Origin of the sequence: Euzebya sp. (assembly GCF_964222135.1) — a bacterium.
GTDB lineage: Bacteria > Actinomycetota > Nitriliruptoria > Euzebyales > Euzebyaceae > Euzebya.
Window position 1 is genome coordinate 59,012 of record NZ_CAXQBR010000075.1, and the last position, 14,963, is coordinate 73,974.

Here is a 14,963-nt window from a genome sequence, read left to right on the forward strand (position 1 = left end):
GGTGCCCGCCGCTCAGCTGCGGTCGGCCGCCCGGGCCCGGAGGGCGCGGAGGGTCGCGTCGCGGCTCTCCGACACCGTGCGCCCGGCGACGGCGGGCAGGTCGGATGCCAGGGCCCGGTCGGCAGCGGCCACGACGGCGTCGTCGACGATGGCGGAGGGGTAGAGCGCCTCGGTCATGGTGAGCGCCTCCTCGACGTTCGCGTGGGCCCACAGGTCGGCGAGCGCGTCCACCCAGCGGCCCTCCGCGTACTCCGCCAGCAGCTCCTGCTGCTCGACCTGCCAGAACCCGCTCAGGATCGCCCGGCGCGTGTGCAGGGTGGTGGAGCGGTCGAGGGCGGTCTCCCATGCCGCCGCCTTCGCCTCGGCCAGCGGTCGCGCCGCACGCGCCGCCGCGGCACCGCGGCGACCGACGTCGGTGGGGTCGCGCTCGAGCTCGGCGTCGATCGCCGCGGCGTCGACGTGGCCGCCGGCTGCCAGGTGCCCGAGGACGTACCAGCGCAGGTCGTGGTCGACGGCGAGCCCCTCGAGGGTCGTCGACCCGTCGAGCAGCCCCGCGCCGAAGGCCGGGTCGGTCCGCGTCGCCACCAGCGTGCGGACCCACACCAGCTGGGCGTCCGAGCCGGGCTCGGCCTCGCCGAGCTGGCCGCGGGCGAGGTCGGCGAGGGCCGCGCGCATCGCGTCGCGGTTCTCCGGTGCGCCGTAGCGGTCCGCGCACGCGGTGGCCTGGCGGAGCAGGGTCTGCATCACGCTGATGTCGGTCTCCACGGGACCGTGGTGGGCGACCAGCTCGGCGAAGCGCCGCGCGGCCAGCTCGGCGTCGCGGGTGGCGTCCCACAGCGAGCTCCAGCACACCGCGCGCGCGACGCTGCCCTGGAGCGTGCCGAGGCCGGCTTCGAGGGTCTGCACCGAGCGCTCGTCGAGGCGGACCTTCGCGTACGCCAGGTCGTCGTCGTTGACGAGCAGGAGCGCGGGACGTGGTCGACCCGCCAGCGCGTCGACGACCGTCGCGGCGCCGTCGACGTCGGTCTCGACCACGTCGGTGCGGACCAGGCCGTCGGGGCCGGTGTCGTACAGGCCGATGCGCAGGCGGTGCGGGCGGAGGGTGGGGTGGTCCGCCGGCGCGTCCTGGGTGATCGTCACCGACGTCATCACGTCGTCCGGTCCGGTCTCGATGGTCGCGGCGATGGTCGCCACGCCCGCCGTCTGCAGCCACGTCGCCGCCCACGGGGTCAGGTCACGACCGGACGGGCCCTCGAGCGCGGCCAGGAAGTCCGCGAGCGTCGCGTTGTCCCACTCGTGGGCGTCGAAGTAGCTGCGCAGCCCCTCGACGAAGGGGTCCGCGCCGACCCAGGCGTGGAGCTGCTTCAGAACGCTCGCGCCCTTCGCGTAGGTGATGCCGTCGAAGTTGGCCATGACCGACTGGGTGTCGACGGCGTCCGCCACGATCGGGTGGGTGGAGGGGAGCTGGTCCTGGGCGTACGCCCAGGCCTTCACGGAGTGGGCGAAGTCCGCCCAGGAGTCCTCGCCGAAGCGGGTGGCCTCGGCGACGGCGGTGTGGGCGATGAACGTCGCGAAGGACTCGTTCAGCCACAGGTCGTCCCACCAGCGCATGGTGACGAGGTCGCCGAACCACATGTGGGCCATCTCGTGGAGGATCGTGTTGGCCCTGGACAGCCTCGCGGCGTTCGTGACCCGCGACCGGAAGACGTAGCGCTCGCTGAACGTCACGCAGCCCGGGTTCTCCATCGCGCCGAAGTTGAACTCCGGCACGAACAGCTGGTCGTACTTGCCGAAGGGGTAGGGCCGGTCGAAGGTCGCGGCGAACCAGTCCAGACCCTGGCGGGTCAGCTCGAGGACCTCGTCGGGGTCGAGGTGCTCGGCGAGGGAGCGTCGGCAGTAGACCCCGAGCGGGATGCCGCGGTGCTCGGCGGTGACGCGGTGGTAGGGCCCCGCGACCACCGCGGTGATGTAGGTGGGGAGGGGCGGGGTCCGCTCGAAGGTCCACCGGCCTGCCTCACCCGCGTCGGGGCGGTCGGTGACGGTGCCGTTGGACACGACCTCCCACCCGGCCGGCGCGTGGACGGCGAGCTCGAACGTCGCCTTCAGGTCGGGCTGGTCGAAGCACGCGAAGACGCGGTGGGCCTCGAAGGGCTCGAACTGGGTGTAGAGGAAGACCTGGTCGTCGACCGGGTCGACGAAGCGGTGCAGACCCGCCCCCGCCGTGCTGTACGGGCAGCGGGCGGTGACCACGACCTCGTTGCGCTCGGCGAGGTCGGTGAGGTGCAGCTGCCCGCGCTCGTGGCGGACCGGCACGTCGACGCCGTCGACGGTGACCGACTCCACCGCCACCGCGTCGAGGTCGAGGAACGTGGCCGCGCCCTCGCGGGCGGTGAAGGTGACCCGGGTCGTGGATCCGAACGTCGACGGGTCCCCGTCGGCGACGTCGAGCTCGACGTGGTAGGCGACGTCGGAGATCGACGCCGCGCGGGCTCGGGCGTCCTCACGCGTGAGGTTCGTGGCGGTCACTGCGCCTCCCCTGGGGCTGCGATGGGCGGCGCCGGAAGGCTAGTCGGCCGGGACCCCCGTCGCCCTCGCCGGACCAGCCCCGGCGCATCAGCCCCGGCGGGCGACCGCGGCGCGCTCGCGGGCCGCACGGGCCGCGACGGTGGTGAGCACCGCCATGGCGGCGTCGAGTCGGCCGTGGCGGTCGTCGGCGAGCGCATCGACGAAGAGGCAGTCGGCCGTCGCCTCCAGCCGGCGGATCGCGATCGTGGCGTCCCGTGCGGCGTGGCGGTCGCGCGGGCGCGCGGTCACCTGCAGCTGGGCGTCGTCGACGGCGCTGGCGCCCGCGCGGAGCGCCTCCACCGCGGCGGCGGTGGTGCGGCAGGTGTCCACGGCGTCGCGGGCGGCCGGCTCAACCGCGTGCACCTGCGCGGTCTGCTCCGCGACCTGCGCCCACACCGCGCAGAGCGCGTCGATGTCGCCGAACAGGTCGTGGTAGGCCACCTCGAGCGTCAGCCCGTGCGCCAGGGCGATCCCCTCCCAGCACGTCTCGAGGAGGACCCGCGCGACCTCGTCCCGGTAGGTGTGGCCGAGGCTGGTGCACCCGACGTCGAGCGCCCGCGCGATGCGGTCCAGCCGGTCGAGCACCGCGGTGAGGTCGTCGTCGCGCACGACCTCACCGTACCGCCGGCGTCCACCGCCGGTCGATGGTCGATGACATGACGTCAACGCGGGATCACGCAGCGTGGTCGCGGGCGCGCGCGTGGCGGAGGGGACCGTCCAGCTTGCGCCGGATCCGCTGCCTGGCGTTGTCGATGGCCTTGTCGGTCACCCCCAGCGCCTCGGCGATCTCGGCGTACCGGTGCCCGTCCGCCAGACCGGCCAGGACGGCCACCTCGAGGTCGCTCAGCAGCTGGCGGACGACCCTGCCCACGACCTCCGCCTCGGCCCGTCGGATCAGGTCCTCCGCGGGATCGCCCGACCCGGGCCGGTCCGCGGGGAGGGGCAGGTCGGGGTGGAGGGGCACCGCGGCGTTGAGCAGCAGGTGCTTGTCCCGGGTCGCCGCCCGCACCGCGGTCAGGATCTGGCGGACGACGCAGAGCTCGGCGAAGGTGCGGAACGACGCCGGGCGCCCATCGACCCCGTCGGGCGCGAAGTCCCGGATGGCCTTGTACAGCCCGACCATCCCCTCCTGGACCACGTCGTCGCGGTCCGCGCCGGCGAGGTGGTAGCGCCGGGCTCGCGCCCGGACCACCGGCCGGTAGCGGACGAGGAGGGCGTCGAGTGCGACCCCGTCGCCGCGCCGGGCGCGCACGACCAGCTCCTCGTCGCGCACACCGGACTGCGCGGGTGCGTCCATCACTCGGGCAACCCTACGCGGCTCAGCCAGTCGCGGCGGCCCGCGCCAGGTGGCGGCGCCGCCACTCGAAGGCGGCGACCGCGGTGGCCGTCGAGGCGTTCAGCGAGTCGAGCCGCCCCGCCATCGGGATGGCGACCAGCGCGTCCGCCTGCTCGGCGACGAGCCGCGACAGGCCTCGGCCCTCCTCCCCCACGACCAGCGCCACCCGCTCGTCCATGAGGGGGGCGTCCCACACCGTCCACTCGGCCTCGCCCGCCAGGCCGAGGGTCCACAGGCCGGCGTCGCGCAGCGTCGCGAGGGCCCGGGCGATGTTCGTGACGCGGACCACCGGCAGCCAGGACAGCGCGCCAGCGCTGGCCTTCTCCGCCGCGGGGGACGGTCCTGCCGCCCGCTTGTCGCGGATGACCACACCGCCGGCCCCGGCCTGCTCGCTGACGCGCACGATCGCCCCGAGGTTGCGGGGGTCGGTCACCCCGTCGACGACCACGACGAGATCCGCGCCGGCGACGTCGGCCAGGTCGGCGTACGCGAACGGCTCGGCGACGGCGACGACGCCCTGGTGGCGCACCTCCCCCGCCATGGCATCGAGCTCGTCGCGGGTGGCGGCACGGACGTCCAGGCCCGCCTGGCGGGCCTGCTCCGCCAGGTCGTCGAGGGTCCCGCCGCCGCGCCGATCGACCACGACCCACCGGAGGGCGCGCCCGGCGCGCAGCGCCTCCGCGACCGGCTGGCGACCAGGGATGACCTCGAGCGCGGGCTCGTCGTCGGCACCGCCGCCGCGCTGCGGTCGTCCGCCCCTGCGCGGCCTGCTCACGCGAGCCGCCAGCGGGCGCCGTCCCGGGAGTCCTCCACCACGATGCCACCGGCGGTCAGGGCGTCGCGGATGCGATCGGACGTGGCGAAGTCCCGGTCCTGTCGCGCCTGGGCCCTGAGCTCGAGCAGCACCTCGACGAGCGGCGCGACGTCCGGTCCGTCCCCGGCGTGCTGGACCGGGTCCAGCCCGACGAGGCGGCAGATCGCGATCGCGGTCGCCCGCGCGGTGGCCGCCGCAGCGGCGTCCCCGCCGGACAGCGCGGCGTTGCCGTCCCTGACGACGCCGAACAGCACGCTCGACAGCTCGGGGGTGTCGAGGTCGTCACCGAGCGCGTCGACGGCCCGATCGAGGACGGCCTCGTCCGCGTCCCCGCCATCGGGTGCGCTCGCCGCGAAGGTCGTCAGGCGCCGCCACGCGGCCTGCACCTCCTCCAGGCGGTCGGGGCTGAACTGGGCGATCGAGCGGTAGTGGTGCTGCAGGAAGTACAGGCGCAGGACCGCCCCGCCGTAGGTGTCGAGCGCATCGGACAGCGTGATGAAGTTGCCGAGGGACTTCGACATCTTCTCGCCGTCGATGTTGAGCATCCCGTTGTGCAGCCACAGGCGGGCGAAGCGCTCGCCGGTCGCCGCCTCGGACTGGGCGATCTCGTTCTCGTGGTGCGGGAAGATCAGGTCGCTGCCGCCGGTGTGGACGTCGAGGTGGCCGTCCAGGTACTTCCGCGCCATGGCCGAGCACTCGATGTGCCAGCCCGGCCTGCCGGGCCCCCAGGGGGACGCCCAGCTCGGCTCCCCCGGCTTGGCCGCCTTCCACAGGGTGAAGTCGGCCGGGTCCTCCTTCCGCGGGTCCGGCTCGACGCGCGCGCCGGCCAGCATGTCGTCGAGGTTGCGGCCGCTGAGCGTGCCGTCGCCCTCGAAGGCGCGCACCCGGAACAGGACGTCCTGGCCGGGGGTGTCCCCGTCGACCGCGTAGGCGTAGCCGCGCTCGACCAGCTCGCCGATCAGCTCGATCATCTCGATGATGTGGCCCGTCGCGCGCGGGACGATGTGCGGCTCGAGGACGCCGAGGCGGCGCATCTGCGCCTCGTAGACCCGCGCGTACTGCTCGCTGACCGCGGCGGGGTCCCGACCCTCGGCGTTGGCCCGGTCGATGATCTTGTCCTCGACGTCGGTGATGTTGCGGACGTGCAGGACCTCGATCCCGTGGTGCTCGACCAGCCGGCGCAGCAGGTCCGGCACCAGCGCGGCCCGCGCGTGCCCGAAGTGGGGGACGTCCTGCACGGTCGGGCCGCAGACGTACATGCCGAACGGTCGGTCGCCGGACCGCACGTCGTCGGTCAGGACGTCCTCGAGCTCCCGGGTCAAGGTGTTGTACAGGCGCATGGCAGGTCGCAGCGTACGCGGTGGTCGACCGCACGCCGCGCGCTACCCTCTCGCGGTCTGATGTCGGTGCCCTCGGCCTCCCAGCGGGTCAGGGCTCAAGGAGCGGCCGGCGGCGGCCGATGGGGTCTGCATGCACCAGCAGGTGAACCGCCAGTCCGTGCGCGAGCGCGTCCGGACCGAGCGCGTCGTGCGCCGCATCGAGCGCCAGCGCTACGGGCAGAGCACCCGGGACTTCCACCGCCGGCAGCGCCTGCAGCGCGTCGCCTTCGGGCTGCTCGTCGCGGTGGTCGCCCTCAGCGCGCTGGCGCTCGCCGTCAGCTGACCTCGGGGTCGGCGGGCACCAGCAGCGCGACCGCGACGCAGGCGATCCCCTCGCCCCGGCCGATGGCCCCCAGCCGATCCGTCGTGGTCGCCTTGACCGAGACCGCGCCCTCGGCGACGCCGAGCAGACCGGCGATGCGGGTGGCCATCGCCTCGCGGTGCGCGGCGAGCCGCGGCCGCTGCGCGACGACGGTCAGGTCGACGTTGCCGACCGCGAGCCCGCGGCCCCCGAGCTCGGCCACCGCCGCCTGCACGAACGTCGCGCTGTCCGCGCCCGCGGTCTCCGGGCGGTCCACCCCGACGAGGCCCCCGAGGTCACCGGCACCGGCCGCGCCCAGCAGCGCGTCGACCAGGGCGTGGAGCACCACGTCGGCGTCGCTGTGGCCCGCCAGGGGCGGACCGGGGACCACCACGCCACCGAGCACGAGCGGGCGAGCCGCGTGCGCATCGTCGGGGGTCTGGACGTCGAAGGCGTGGACGTCGAGCCCCTGGCCGATGCGCACGCTCACGCCGAGGAGCCCCGGCTGACCGGCCGTGGCCGGTCCGTCCGGGTCGCGAAGAGCATCCGCCCGTTGGCGTTCGCCATGATGCTGGTCACCTCGACGGCGACCGTCGCGTCGATGGCGTCCGCGGCCCGCTCGACCACGACCATCGTGCCGTCCGGCAGGTACCCGACGCCCTGGTGGCGCTCGCGGCCCTCCTTGGCGATGCGCACCTCGAGGGTGTCGCCGGGGACCACCGGGGGTCGCAGGCTGTCGGCGAGGCTGTGGAGGTTGCGGACCTTCAGGCCCTGGACCTCGGCGACCCGCGCCAGGTTCGCGTCGGTGGTGAGCAGCGGCGTGCCGCGGGACCGGGCGACCGCGAGCAGCTGGAGGTCCACCTCGTCACCCGGCGGGTGCTCCTCCAGGACCTCCACGCCGACCGACGCGAGCTGCTGCAGCGCCGCGAGGTTGTCGAGCCCGCGCTGGCCGCGCCGACGGCGCTCGGGCTCCGCGGCGTCGGCCAGGCCCTGGAGCTCGTACAGGACGAACGTCGGGACCAGCAGGACCCCCTCGATCCACCCGCCGCGGCACACGTCGACGAGTCGGCCGTCGATCAGCGCCGAGCTGTCGACGAGCTTGTACGAGCCGCCCGCGGCCCGCGACCCGCTCGGCATCCGCCCGCCCGCCCCCAGGTAGCGCAGCAGGTCAGAGGCGCGGCTGCGGCCGAGCCGCCAGCCCGTCCACCCGGTCGTGGTGATGACGGCGACGGCGATCGGGACGGTGAACGCCTTGCCGCCGAACAGGAGGACCGGCCACGACACCGCCGCGCCGAGCAGCAGCCCGATCACCCCCCCTCCGGCGCCCGCGACGATCTCGGAGGTCGAGACGGTGCGCAGCCGGCTCTCCGCCGTCGAGATCCGACCCTGCACGAAGCGGCCCAGGACCCCGCCGATGACGTAGCCCCCGCCGGCCCCGAGCGCGGTCAGGACCAGGCGGGCGGTGTCGTCGAACTCGTAGGTCCCCGCGATCTCGAGCGCGAGCCCCGCCCCGAGGATGACGATCGCGAGCCGGATCAGCTCGACGAACGCAACACCGCCCGGTATCTCGTCGGAGTCCGTCGACATCGGACGAGCGTACCGGGCGGGGTGCACGATCGCGGGGGCGGCCCCGCTAGGAGTTGAGGATCTCGTCCAGGTGCGCCTCGGCGTCCTCGTCGGACTTCCCGAGCGAGGCGGCGAGCTCGGAGACCAGGACCTGGCGGGCCTTCGACAGCATCCGCTTCTCCCCGGCGGACAGCCCCTTGTCCATCTCCCGCAGGGACAGGTCGCGGACGACCTCGGCGACCTTCATGATGTCCCCGCCCTTGAGCTTCTCGTTGTTCGCCTTGAAGCGACGGGACCAGTTCGTGGGGACCTTGGCGCCGCGGGTCTTGAGGACCCCGATCACCTTGGCGATCTCCTTGTCGTCGCACACGTTGCGGAGCCCGACCTCGTCGGTCTGGTCCGCGGGGACCTTGATCGTCAGGTCGCCGTAGGTGAGTCGGAGGACGAGGTATGACCGTTCCTCCCCCAGCAGCTTGCGCGTCTCCTCGCGCTCGATGACGGCCGCCCCGTGGTGCGGGTAGACGACGGTGTCGCCGACGGAATAGGTCATATGCAATTCCCCTGTCCGATTCGTGTGGACTGTGACGCACGCTCGGAGGAGGTGCCGATGCCCTGGCCCTCCCCGACTAGTGCGATTGCCCATTGTACCACACATGGCCGGTGGGTTCCGGGCCGCTGACCTGCGGTTTCGCGGTGTCCCGGCGTCCCCGCGGACTAGGCGTAGCGCTCGAGGATGGACGACTCCGCGAGGCGGGCCAGCCCCTCCTTGATCGACCGCGCCCGGGCTTCGCCGATCCCGTCGACGGTGTTCAGGTCCTCGAGGGTGGCGTCGAGCAGCCGGTCCAGGCTGCCGAACTTGTCGACGAGCTTCTGGACGATGCTGTCGGGCAGCCGTGGGATGCGGCTGAGCAACCGGTACCCCCGCGCGGCGACCGGGCGCTCGTCGCCCTGCTCCGCCGGGCTGTACCCGAGCGCCTTCGCGACCTTGCCGGGCTCGAGCAGCTCGGCGTCGCTGAGCCGCGCCAGGGCCTCGAGGACCTTGTCGTCCTTCCGGCGGCGGTCGGCCACGTAGTCGCGCACGACCATCTCGCGCTCGGACTCGACGCCGTGGAGGAGCTCGTCGAGCTGCAGCTGCAGCAGCCGCCCCTCGGTGCCGAGCTCGGCGATGGCGTGCTCGATCTCCTCGGCGATCCGCCGCACGCGCTCGGCGCGCTGCAGCACCGAGACGACGTTGCCGAGGGTCACCACGTTCTCGATCTCGAGGGCCGACAGGGCGGCGGAGACCTCGTCGAGGCGGTTGCGGTACCGCTCCAGGGTCGCGAGGGCCTGGTTGGCCCGGAACATGATCTGGGAGAGGTCCTCGAGCACGTGCTTGTCGTCCCCGAAGTACAGCGACACGATCTGCATCGATTCGCTGACGCTGATGACGGGGGTGCCGGTCTGCTTCGCCACGCGGTCGGCGGTGCGGTGGCGGGTCCCGGTCTCCATGGTCGTGACCGACGAGTCCGGCACGAGGTGGACGTTGGCCCACAGGATGTTCTCGCACCCGTCGTCGAGCAGGATCGCGCCGTCCATCTTCGCGACCTCGGAGAGGTGCTGGCCGGTCAGCTTCGCCTTCAGCTGGAAGCCGCCGGAGCGCATCTCCTCCATCTGCTTGTCGTACCCGAGCACGATGATCGCGCCCTTGCCGGCCTTGATGATCCGCTCGATGCCCTCGCGGAGCACCGTTCCAGGCGCGACGAGTTGGAGCATGTCCAACATCGTTCCCTCGCGCTCTGCCACGGGCACTCCCTCTGTCGACCCGCCTCATCATACGCAGCGTGTCGTAGGGCCGCCCGACCGCGAGCGCAGGGAGCCTGGTCGGGCGGAGCGAAGCCCTACGGCGTCGTCTTGCGGGCGGCGAGGGCGGCGAAGCCCAGGATCCCGGCGGTGACCGATGCGGTGAGGATGCCGACCTTCGCCATCTCCACGAGGTGCGGGTCGGCGTAGGCCAGGCCGGAGATGAAGATCGACACGGTGAAGCCGACGCCGGCGAGCAGCCCGACGCCACCCATCTCGAGCCAGCCGACGCCGCGGGGCAGGCGCGCGAGGCCGGACTTCGTCGCGATGAACGCGGCGAGCATGACGCCGATCGGCTTGCCGGCGACGAGGCCGACGATGACGCCGAGGGGCACCGCCTCGCTGAAGAGGCTCCCGAACGACACGCCATCGAAGTTCACGCCGGCGTTCGCGAGGGCGAAGAGCGGCAGGATCACGAAGGCCGACCAGGGGTGCAGGCGGCGCTCCCAGATCCGGAGCGGCGACACGCCGTCGCGGGACAGCTGGGCGATGCCCTCGAGCTCGTTCTGCTCGTCCTCGTCTGCGCGGCCGTCCGCCGGGAGCGCCCGGAGGCGCTGCAGCCGGTTGTGGATGGTCCCGGTGACGGCCTCCGGCGGGTGGAAGGGGTAGGCGGGGGTCAGCAGGCCGAGCACGACGCCGGCGATCGTGGCGTGGATCCCGGACTCGAAGACGGCAAGCCACAGCACGCCGGCCAGGACGATGTAGGGCACGATCGAGTTCACCTGGATGCGCTGCAGGCCGACGATCGCGAGGACGACGAGGGCGGCGACGCCCAGCCAGACCGCGTCCAGGCTGGTCGTGTAGAAGAGCGCGATCACGATGATCGCGCCGATGTCGTCCACGATCGCCAGGGTCAGCAGGAAGACCTTGAGGCTGGCGGGGGCGCGGGTGCCGACGAGGGTCAGGATGCCCACCGCGAAGGCGATGTCGGTCGCCATGGGGATCCCCCACCCGGCCGCGCCGTCACCGCCGGCGTTGAAGACGGTGAAGAGGACCGCCGGGACGATCATGCCGCCCATGGCGGCGGTGATCGGCAGGGCCGCGGTCCGCGGGTCGCGCAGGTCGCCGTGGACCAGCTCGCGCTTGATCTCGAGTCCGGCGACGAAGAAGAAGACCGCCATCAGGAGGTCGTTGATCCACAGCTCGATCGGCTCGTCCAGGGTGAGGAAGCCGAAGTCGATCGTGATGTGGTGGTGGATGAACGCCTCGTAGCTCTCGGCGAAGGGCGAGTTCGCCCAGATGATCGCCACGACCGCCGCGAGGACCAGGACGATGCCGCCCGAGGCCTCGGTGTGCAGGAAGTGCTGCACGGGACGGATGACCCGTCGTGCGGCGAGGCGGTCGGAGTCGGCGAAGGAGCGGTTCAGCCGCTCCGCGGGGTCGCGGTCGGGGGACGCACCGAGGCCGGCCGGGCCGGTGGCGTGGACGTCGGTGTCCAACGGTGGGGTCTCCTCGGGGGTCACTGGTGCGTCGATCATGAAGGCGTTGTCGACACGACGGGGCGCGACATTAGATGACGCTGCGTGGGGACTACGGACTTTGGCCCACATGGGCCATGCTGTGTACGCACATCCGGGCGGGTCGCGCCGGGGTCAGCCCGAGCGGCCGGCCCCCATCTTGCCGCGTCGCGCGGCGCGCAACCTCGTCCTCGTGGCCGCGGGTGCGGGGTCGGCCTGCTCCGCCCGGTCCAGGTGGCGCTCGATCTCGTGGTCGAGCTCCGCAGCGGCCAGCAGCAGCATGAAGGAGTAGTTCAACCACACGAGCAGCACGATCACCCCCGCCACCGAGCCGTACGTCTCGGCGTAGGTCCGCGTGAACGTGACGTAGAGGCCGAACAGCCAGCTGAGCACGAGCCAGCCGATGACGCCGACGACCGCGCCGGGGGTGAGGAAGCGGATGCGGTGGCGCTCGCGGTGGGGCGCGAACCAGAACGTGAAGCCGAAGAAGCCCATCAGGATGACCACGGCCACGGCGTAGCGGCCCGCGGTGATCAGCCAGCGGAGGGGCGGCTCCATCAACCGGTCGGGGACGAGCCACCCGATCAGCGTGGGTCCGAGGACGATCGCGATGAACATGCCGGCCAGCGAGAGGCCGAGGGCGGCGACGACCACGAGGGCGGCGACCCGCTGGCTGACGATCCCGCGCGCCTCCTCCACCCCGTACGCCTTGTTCAGCGCGTTGATCAGGGCGGCGGCGGCCCCCGTGGCCGCGAAGAGCCCGACCAGGATGGACAGGGCGATCGCCCAGGGACCGCCGTCCCGGAGCTCGCCGAGGGCGTTCTGCAGCTGGGTCTGGACGAACGCCTGGGCGTTCTCGCCGGGGATCAGGTCGTCCGCGGAGCCGACCAGCTCCTCGATGTCGGCCGGGTCCACGAGCTGGGCGGCGATCGCGACGCCGGCGATGAGGGACGGCACCAGCGCGAGGACGATCCGCAGGGTCACCTGGCCCGCGAAGGTGGGGAGCTCGTCCCGCGTGAACTCCTGGGCGGCAGAACCGAGGACCGACTGCCAGCCATCGCGTCCGAGGCGCCACCACGACCCCGTGGCGCTACCTCGTTCCGTGGTGGACATGGGCCTGCTCCGGCGGCGGTCCGGGCCGGTCCGGCCCGCTGCTGGGTCAATCCCTGCCCGTCCATCCGGCCAGGCCAAACCCGTCCGACGTCGCCTCGACCAGCCCGTCGGCGATGAGCGCGTCGATGACGGCCTGGCCGCGCTCGCCCGCGAGCGCGGCCGCCTCGCCGCGCGAGATCGGGCCGGCGCGCATCGCGTCGACCAGGCGTCCCCGGGCCTGGCGGCTCGAGCCCGTCCACGTCCCCTGGGCCCTTGGGCGGTGCGCCCCCGCGGCGGCGGGGTCCGGGCCGGGGCCGCCCCGCCACCCGCAGACGACCGCGAGCGGGCAGGTGTCACAGCGTGGACGCCGTGCGGTGCAGGTGCCGGCCCCGAGGTCCATCAGGGCGGACGCGAGGTCGGCTCCGCGCCCGGTGCCGGCCAGGTCGTCGGCGATGCGCTGGGCCTCCGCGCGGCCGAGGACCCGGTCGGCGGTGCGGGCCAGCACCCGGGCGACGTTGGTGTCGACTCCCACGACGTCGCGCCCGAAGGCGAACGCCAGGACCGCTCGCGCGGTGTACGGCCCGATCCCCGGCAGCGCGAGCAGCGCCTCGAGGTCGTCGGGCACCTCCCCGCCGTGGTGGGCGACGAGGGCGGTGGCGCAGCGGTGCAGGTTGACCGCGCGGCGGTTGTAGCCGAGCCCCTGCCAGGCGGTGATGACGTCGGCGACGGGTGCGGCCGCCAGCGCGGCCGGTGTCGGGAAGGCGCGCATGAAGGCCGTCCAGGCGGCCGCCGCGCGCTCGGCCTGGGTCTGCTGGGCCATGATCTCGCTGACCAGCACCCCGTAGGGCGTCGTGCCGGCCCGCCACGGAAGGCGGCGCGTGGCCGGGTCGTGCCAGGCCAGCACCCGGTCGGCGACCGCGTCAGCGCGCACGAGGTCCCCCACGGCCCCCGTCGGGTACACCGGTGCTGGCCGCCCCGGCGACCGCCACCGCCTCCACCCACAGGACCCCGCCATGCGCCAGCTGCTGCCGTCCGCCCGCGACGCCGTCGACGCCTACGACGCCTACCGGCCCGACGACCCGCGGGCGCCGTTGGTCCGGGTGAACATGGTGACGAGCGTCGACGGTCACGTGACCGACGCCGATGGCCTGAGCGGTGGGCTGGGAGGAGACGGGGACTCCCAGGCCTTCTCGGCCATGCGCCACCTCTGCGACGCGGTGGTCGCGGGTGCGGGCACGGTCCGCGCCGAGGGGTACGGGCCGATGCGGGTGCGGGAGGGGTGGGGAGCCCGCCGTCGCCGAGACGGGCGGGAGGATCCGGCGCCGATCGTCGTGGTCACGGCCAGCGTCGACCTGGACGTCGGCTCGCCGCTGTTCACCGAGGCGGTGGCCCCCACCATCGTGCTGGCCCCCGAGGACGCGCCCGCCGACCGGGTGGCGGGCGTCCGCGACGCCGGCGGCGTGGTCGTGGGCGCCGGGAGCGGCCGCGTCGACCTCCCCCTCGGGCTGGCGCGGCTGCGAGACGAGCACGGGCTCGCCCACCTGCTGGTCGAGGGCGGTCCGTCGCTGAACGCCGACCTGCTCGCGGCGGGCCTGGTCGACGAGCTCTGCATCACGCTGGCACCGACGCTGGCCGGCGGGACCGACCCCCGCCGGGTGGTCGACGGCCTGGGCGTGCCCCTCCCCCTGCGGCTGTCCCGGCTCCTCGAGCACGACGGCGAGCTGCTGGCGACCTACGTGCCGGCGGCCTGAGCGACCCGCGGGGGTGCGCGGCACGGTCAGAAGAGCCGGAGCTCGTCGGACTCGATGCCCCTGAGCGCGTCGTAGTCGACCTCGACGCAGGCGATGCCGCGGGCCTCGGCCATCACCCGGGCCTGGGGCTTGATGACCTGTGCGGCGAAGATACCCCGGACGGGGCGGAGCAGCGGGTCGCGCTCCATCCGCTCGAGGTAGCGGGCGAGCTGCTCGACGCCGTCGATCTCGCCGCGCCGCTTGATCTCGACGGCGACCGCACGGCCCTCGGCGTCCCGCAGCAGCAGGTCGACGGGCCCTATGTCGGTCGGGTACTCCCGCCGGACCAGCGTCAGCGCGTCGCCCAGCGGGGCGGTGTTCGCGGCGAGCAGCTCCTGGAGGTGCGCCTCGACCCCGTCCTTGGTGAGCCCCGGGTCCTCCCCCAGCTCGGTGGCGGCCTCCCAGATGCGCTCGTGCAGCTGGATGGTGAGCGTCTCGCCCTTGGGGGAGGTGACGACCCAGCGGTCGGGCTCCTCGGCCAGGGTGTTCGGCGCGTTCATCCAGTTGAGCGGCTTGTACGCCCCGCCGTCGGCGTGGATCGCCACGCAACCGTCGGCCTTGACCATGATCAGCCGCCGCGCCTCGGGCAGGTGGGCGGTCAGGCGCCCGTCGTAGTCGACGGTGCAGCGGGCGCCGAGCAGGCGCAGGGCGGCCGCAGGCTATCGGCTCGAGCTCCCGGAGACGACAACGGCCCGGCGCTCTTGGCGCGCCGGGCCTCGTCTGGGTCGCCACCGTCACCCGCTCGGGCGCGGCGCGCTTGTGCGCCGGACCCTCCGCGGCGGTGGGTGCACCTCATCATCGTCACGTGAGGTGGCGACCTGAAC

General features: G+C 73.7%; 15 protein-coding genes. 2 read left to right on the forward strand and 13 right to left on the reverse strand.

The genetic code is table 11. The features are described 5' to 3' along the window. Nucleotides 1–12: 12 nt before the first annotated feature. The 5 genes from pepN to cysS form a co-directional block, all read right to left on the reverse strand. Complete coding sequence (gene pepN, locus ACEQ2X_RS16745; protein ID WP_370326973.1) at nt 13–2,526, reverse strand: aminopeptidase N; 2,514 nt, start codon at nt 2,524–2,526, stop codon at nt 13–15. 87 nt (nt 2,527–2,613) lie between these two features. After that, on the reverse strand, nt 2,614–3,174 hold the full coding sequence (locus ACEQ2X_RS16750; protein WP_370326974.1) for a hypothetical protein: 561 nt from the start codon (nt 3,172–3,174) through the stop codon (nt 2,614–2,616). A 64-nt stretch (nt 3,175–3,238) separates the two neighbouring features. Beyond that, a complete protein-coding gene (locus tag ACEQ2X_RS16755; protein WP_370326975.1) occupies nt 3,239–3,862 on the reverse strand; it encodes a sigma-70 family RNA polymerase sigma factor in 624 nt (207 codons plus the stop codon). 22 nt (nt 3,863–3,884) lie between these two features. Further along, on the reverse strand, nt 3,885–4,676 hold the full coding sequence (gene rlmB, locus ACEQ2X_RS16760) for a 23S rRNA (guanosine(2251)-2'-O)-methyltransferase RlmB (RefSeq protein ID WP_370326976.1): 792 nt from the start codon (nt 4,674–4,676) through the stop codon (nt 3,885–3,887). Beyond that, entirely contained in the window at nt 4,673–6,055 is a 1,383-nt protein-coding gene (gene cysS / locus ACEQ2X_RS16765; protein WP_370326977.1) for a cysteine--tRNA ligase, read from the reverse strand. Before cysS ends, rlmB begins: the two co-directional genes overlap by 4 nt. Nucleotides 6,056–6,185: 130 nt before the next feature. Here cysS and ACEQ2X_RS16770 point away from each other — a divergent pair, with 130 nt between their 5' ends. Beyond that, a complete protein-coding gene (locus ACEQ2X_RS16770; RefSeq protein WP_370326978.1) occupies nt 6,186–6,377 on the forward strand; it encodes a hypothetical protein in 192 nt (63 codons plus the stop codon). Here the strand turns inward: ACEQ2X_RS16770 and ispF are convergent. From ispF to ACEQ2X_RS16805, 7 genes are all read right to left on the reverse strand, one after another. Next, nucleotides 6,370–6,885, reverse strand: coding sequence for a 2-C-methyl-D-erythritol 2,4-cyclodiphosphate synthase (ispF, locus tag ACEQ2X_RS16775; protein ID WP_370326979.1), 516 nt, complete (start codon nt 6,883–6,885; stop codon nt 6,370–6,372). The two genes, ACEQ2X_RS16770 and ispF, sit on opposite strands and share 8 nt — an antisense overlap. Next, nucleotides 6,882–7,982 carry a PIN/TRAM domain-containing protein gene (locus ACEQ2X_RS16780; protein ID WP_370326981.1) on the reverse strand — a complete coding sequence of 367 codons (1,101 nt, stop codon included), beginning with the start codon at nt 7,980–7,982 and terminating at the stop codon, nt 6,882–6,884. The genes ispF and ACEQ2X_RS16780 overlap by 4 nt, the downstream gene beginning before the upstream one ends. A 46-nt stretch (nt 7,983–8,028) precedes the next feature. Continuing rightward, nucleotides 8,029–8,511 carry a CarD family transcriptional regulator gene (locus ACEQ2X_RS16785; protein WP_370326982.1) on the reverse strand — a complete coding sequence of 161 codons (483 nt, stop codon included), beginning with the start codon at nt 8,509–8,511 and terminating at the stop codon, nt 8,029–8,031. Nucleotides 8,512–8,675: 164 nt separating this feature from the next. Then, the gene (disA, locus tag ACEQ2X_RS16790; RefSeq protein ID WP_370326983.1) at nt 8,676–9,713 is read right to left on the reverse strand and encodes a DNA integrity scanning diadenylate cyclase DisA; all 1,038 of its coding nucleotides are present in this window, start codon (nt 9,711–9,713) and stop codon (nt 8,676–8,678) included. A gap of 125 nt (nt 9,714–9,838) precedes the next feature. After that, on the reverse strand, nt 9,839–11,278 hold the full coding sequence (nhaA, locus tag ACEQ2X_RS16795; protein ID WP_370326984.1) for a Na+/H+ antiporter NhaA: 1,440 nt from the start codon (nt 11,276–11,278) through the stop codon (nt 9,839–9,841). A gap of 114 nt (nt 11,279–11,392) precedes the next feature. Continuing rightward, nucleotides 11,393–12,370, reverse strand: coding sequence for a YihY/virulence factor BrkB family protein (locus tag ACEQ2X_RS16800; protein ID WP_370326985.1), 978 nt, complete (start codon nt 12,368–12,370; stop codon nt 11,393–11,395). 46 nt (nt 12,371–12,416) lie between these two features. Beyond that, nucleotides 12,417–13,292 (reverse strand): A/G-specific adenine glycosylase, encoded by an 876-nt coding sequence (locus tag ACEQ2X_RS16805; RefSeq protein WP_370326986.1) that lies wholly within the window; start codon nt 13,290–13,292, stop codon nt 12,417–12,419. A 70-nt stretch (nt 13,293–13,362) separates the two neighbouring features. Between ACEQ2X_RS16805 and ACEQ2X_RS16810 the strand changes: the two genes are divergently transcribed. Further along, entirely contained in the window at nt 13,363–14,100 is a 738-nt protein-coding gene (locus tag ACEQ2X_RS16810; protein ID WP_370326987.1) for a dihydrofolate reductase family protein, read from the forward strand. 26 nt (nt 14,101–14,126) lie between these two features. Here ACEQ2X_RS16810 and nucS read toward each other — a convergent pair whose 3' ends face one another. Beyond that, nucleotides 14,127–14,786: an endonuclease NucS gene (nucS, locus tag ACEQ2X_RS16815; RefSeq protein WP_370327021.1), complete on the reverse strand. Its 660-nt coding sequence runs from the start codon at nt 14,784–14,786 to the stop codon at nt 14,127–14,129. Between the last annotated feature and the right edge of the window lie 177 nt (nt 14,787–14,963).

Coding starts and splice junctions, on each gene's coding strand:
- disA (WP_370326983.1), bottom strand. CDS start 9,713: ATGCTCCAACTCGTCGCGCCTGGAACGGTGCTCCGCGAGGGCATCGAG.
- ACEQ2X_RS16770 (WP_370326978.1), top strand. CDS start 6,186: ATGCACCAGCAGGTGAACCGCCAGTCCGTGCGCGAGCGCGTCCGGACC.
- ACEQ2X_RS16810 (WP_370326987.1), top strand. CDS start 13,363: ATGCGCCAGCTGCTGCCGTCCGCCCGCGACGCCGTCGACGCCTACGAC.
- ACEQ2X_RS16755 (WP_370326975.1), bottom strand. CDS start 3,862: ATGGACGCACCCGCGCAGTCCGGTGTGCGCGACGAGGAGCTGGTCGTG.
- cysS (WP_370326977.1), bottom strand. CDS start 6,055: ATGCGCCTGTACAACACCTTGACCCGGGAGCTCGAGGACGTCCTGACC.
- ACEQ2X_RS16780 (WP_370326981.1), bottom strand. CDS start 7,982: ATGTCGACGGACTCCGACGAGATACCGGGCGGTGTTGCGTTCGTCGAG.
- nhaA (WP_370326984.1), bottom strand. CDS start 11,278: ATGATCGACGCACCAGTGACCCCCGAGGAGACCCCACCGTTGGACACC.
- ACEQ2X_RS16800 (WP_370326985.1), bottom strand. CDS start 12,370: ATGTCCACCACGGAACGAGGTAGCGCCACGGGGTCGTGGTGGCGCCTC.
- ACEQ2X_RS16785 (WP_370326982.1), bottom strand. CDS start 8,511: ATGACCTATTCCGTCGGCGACACCGTCGTCTACCCGCACCACGGGGCG.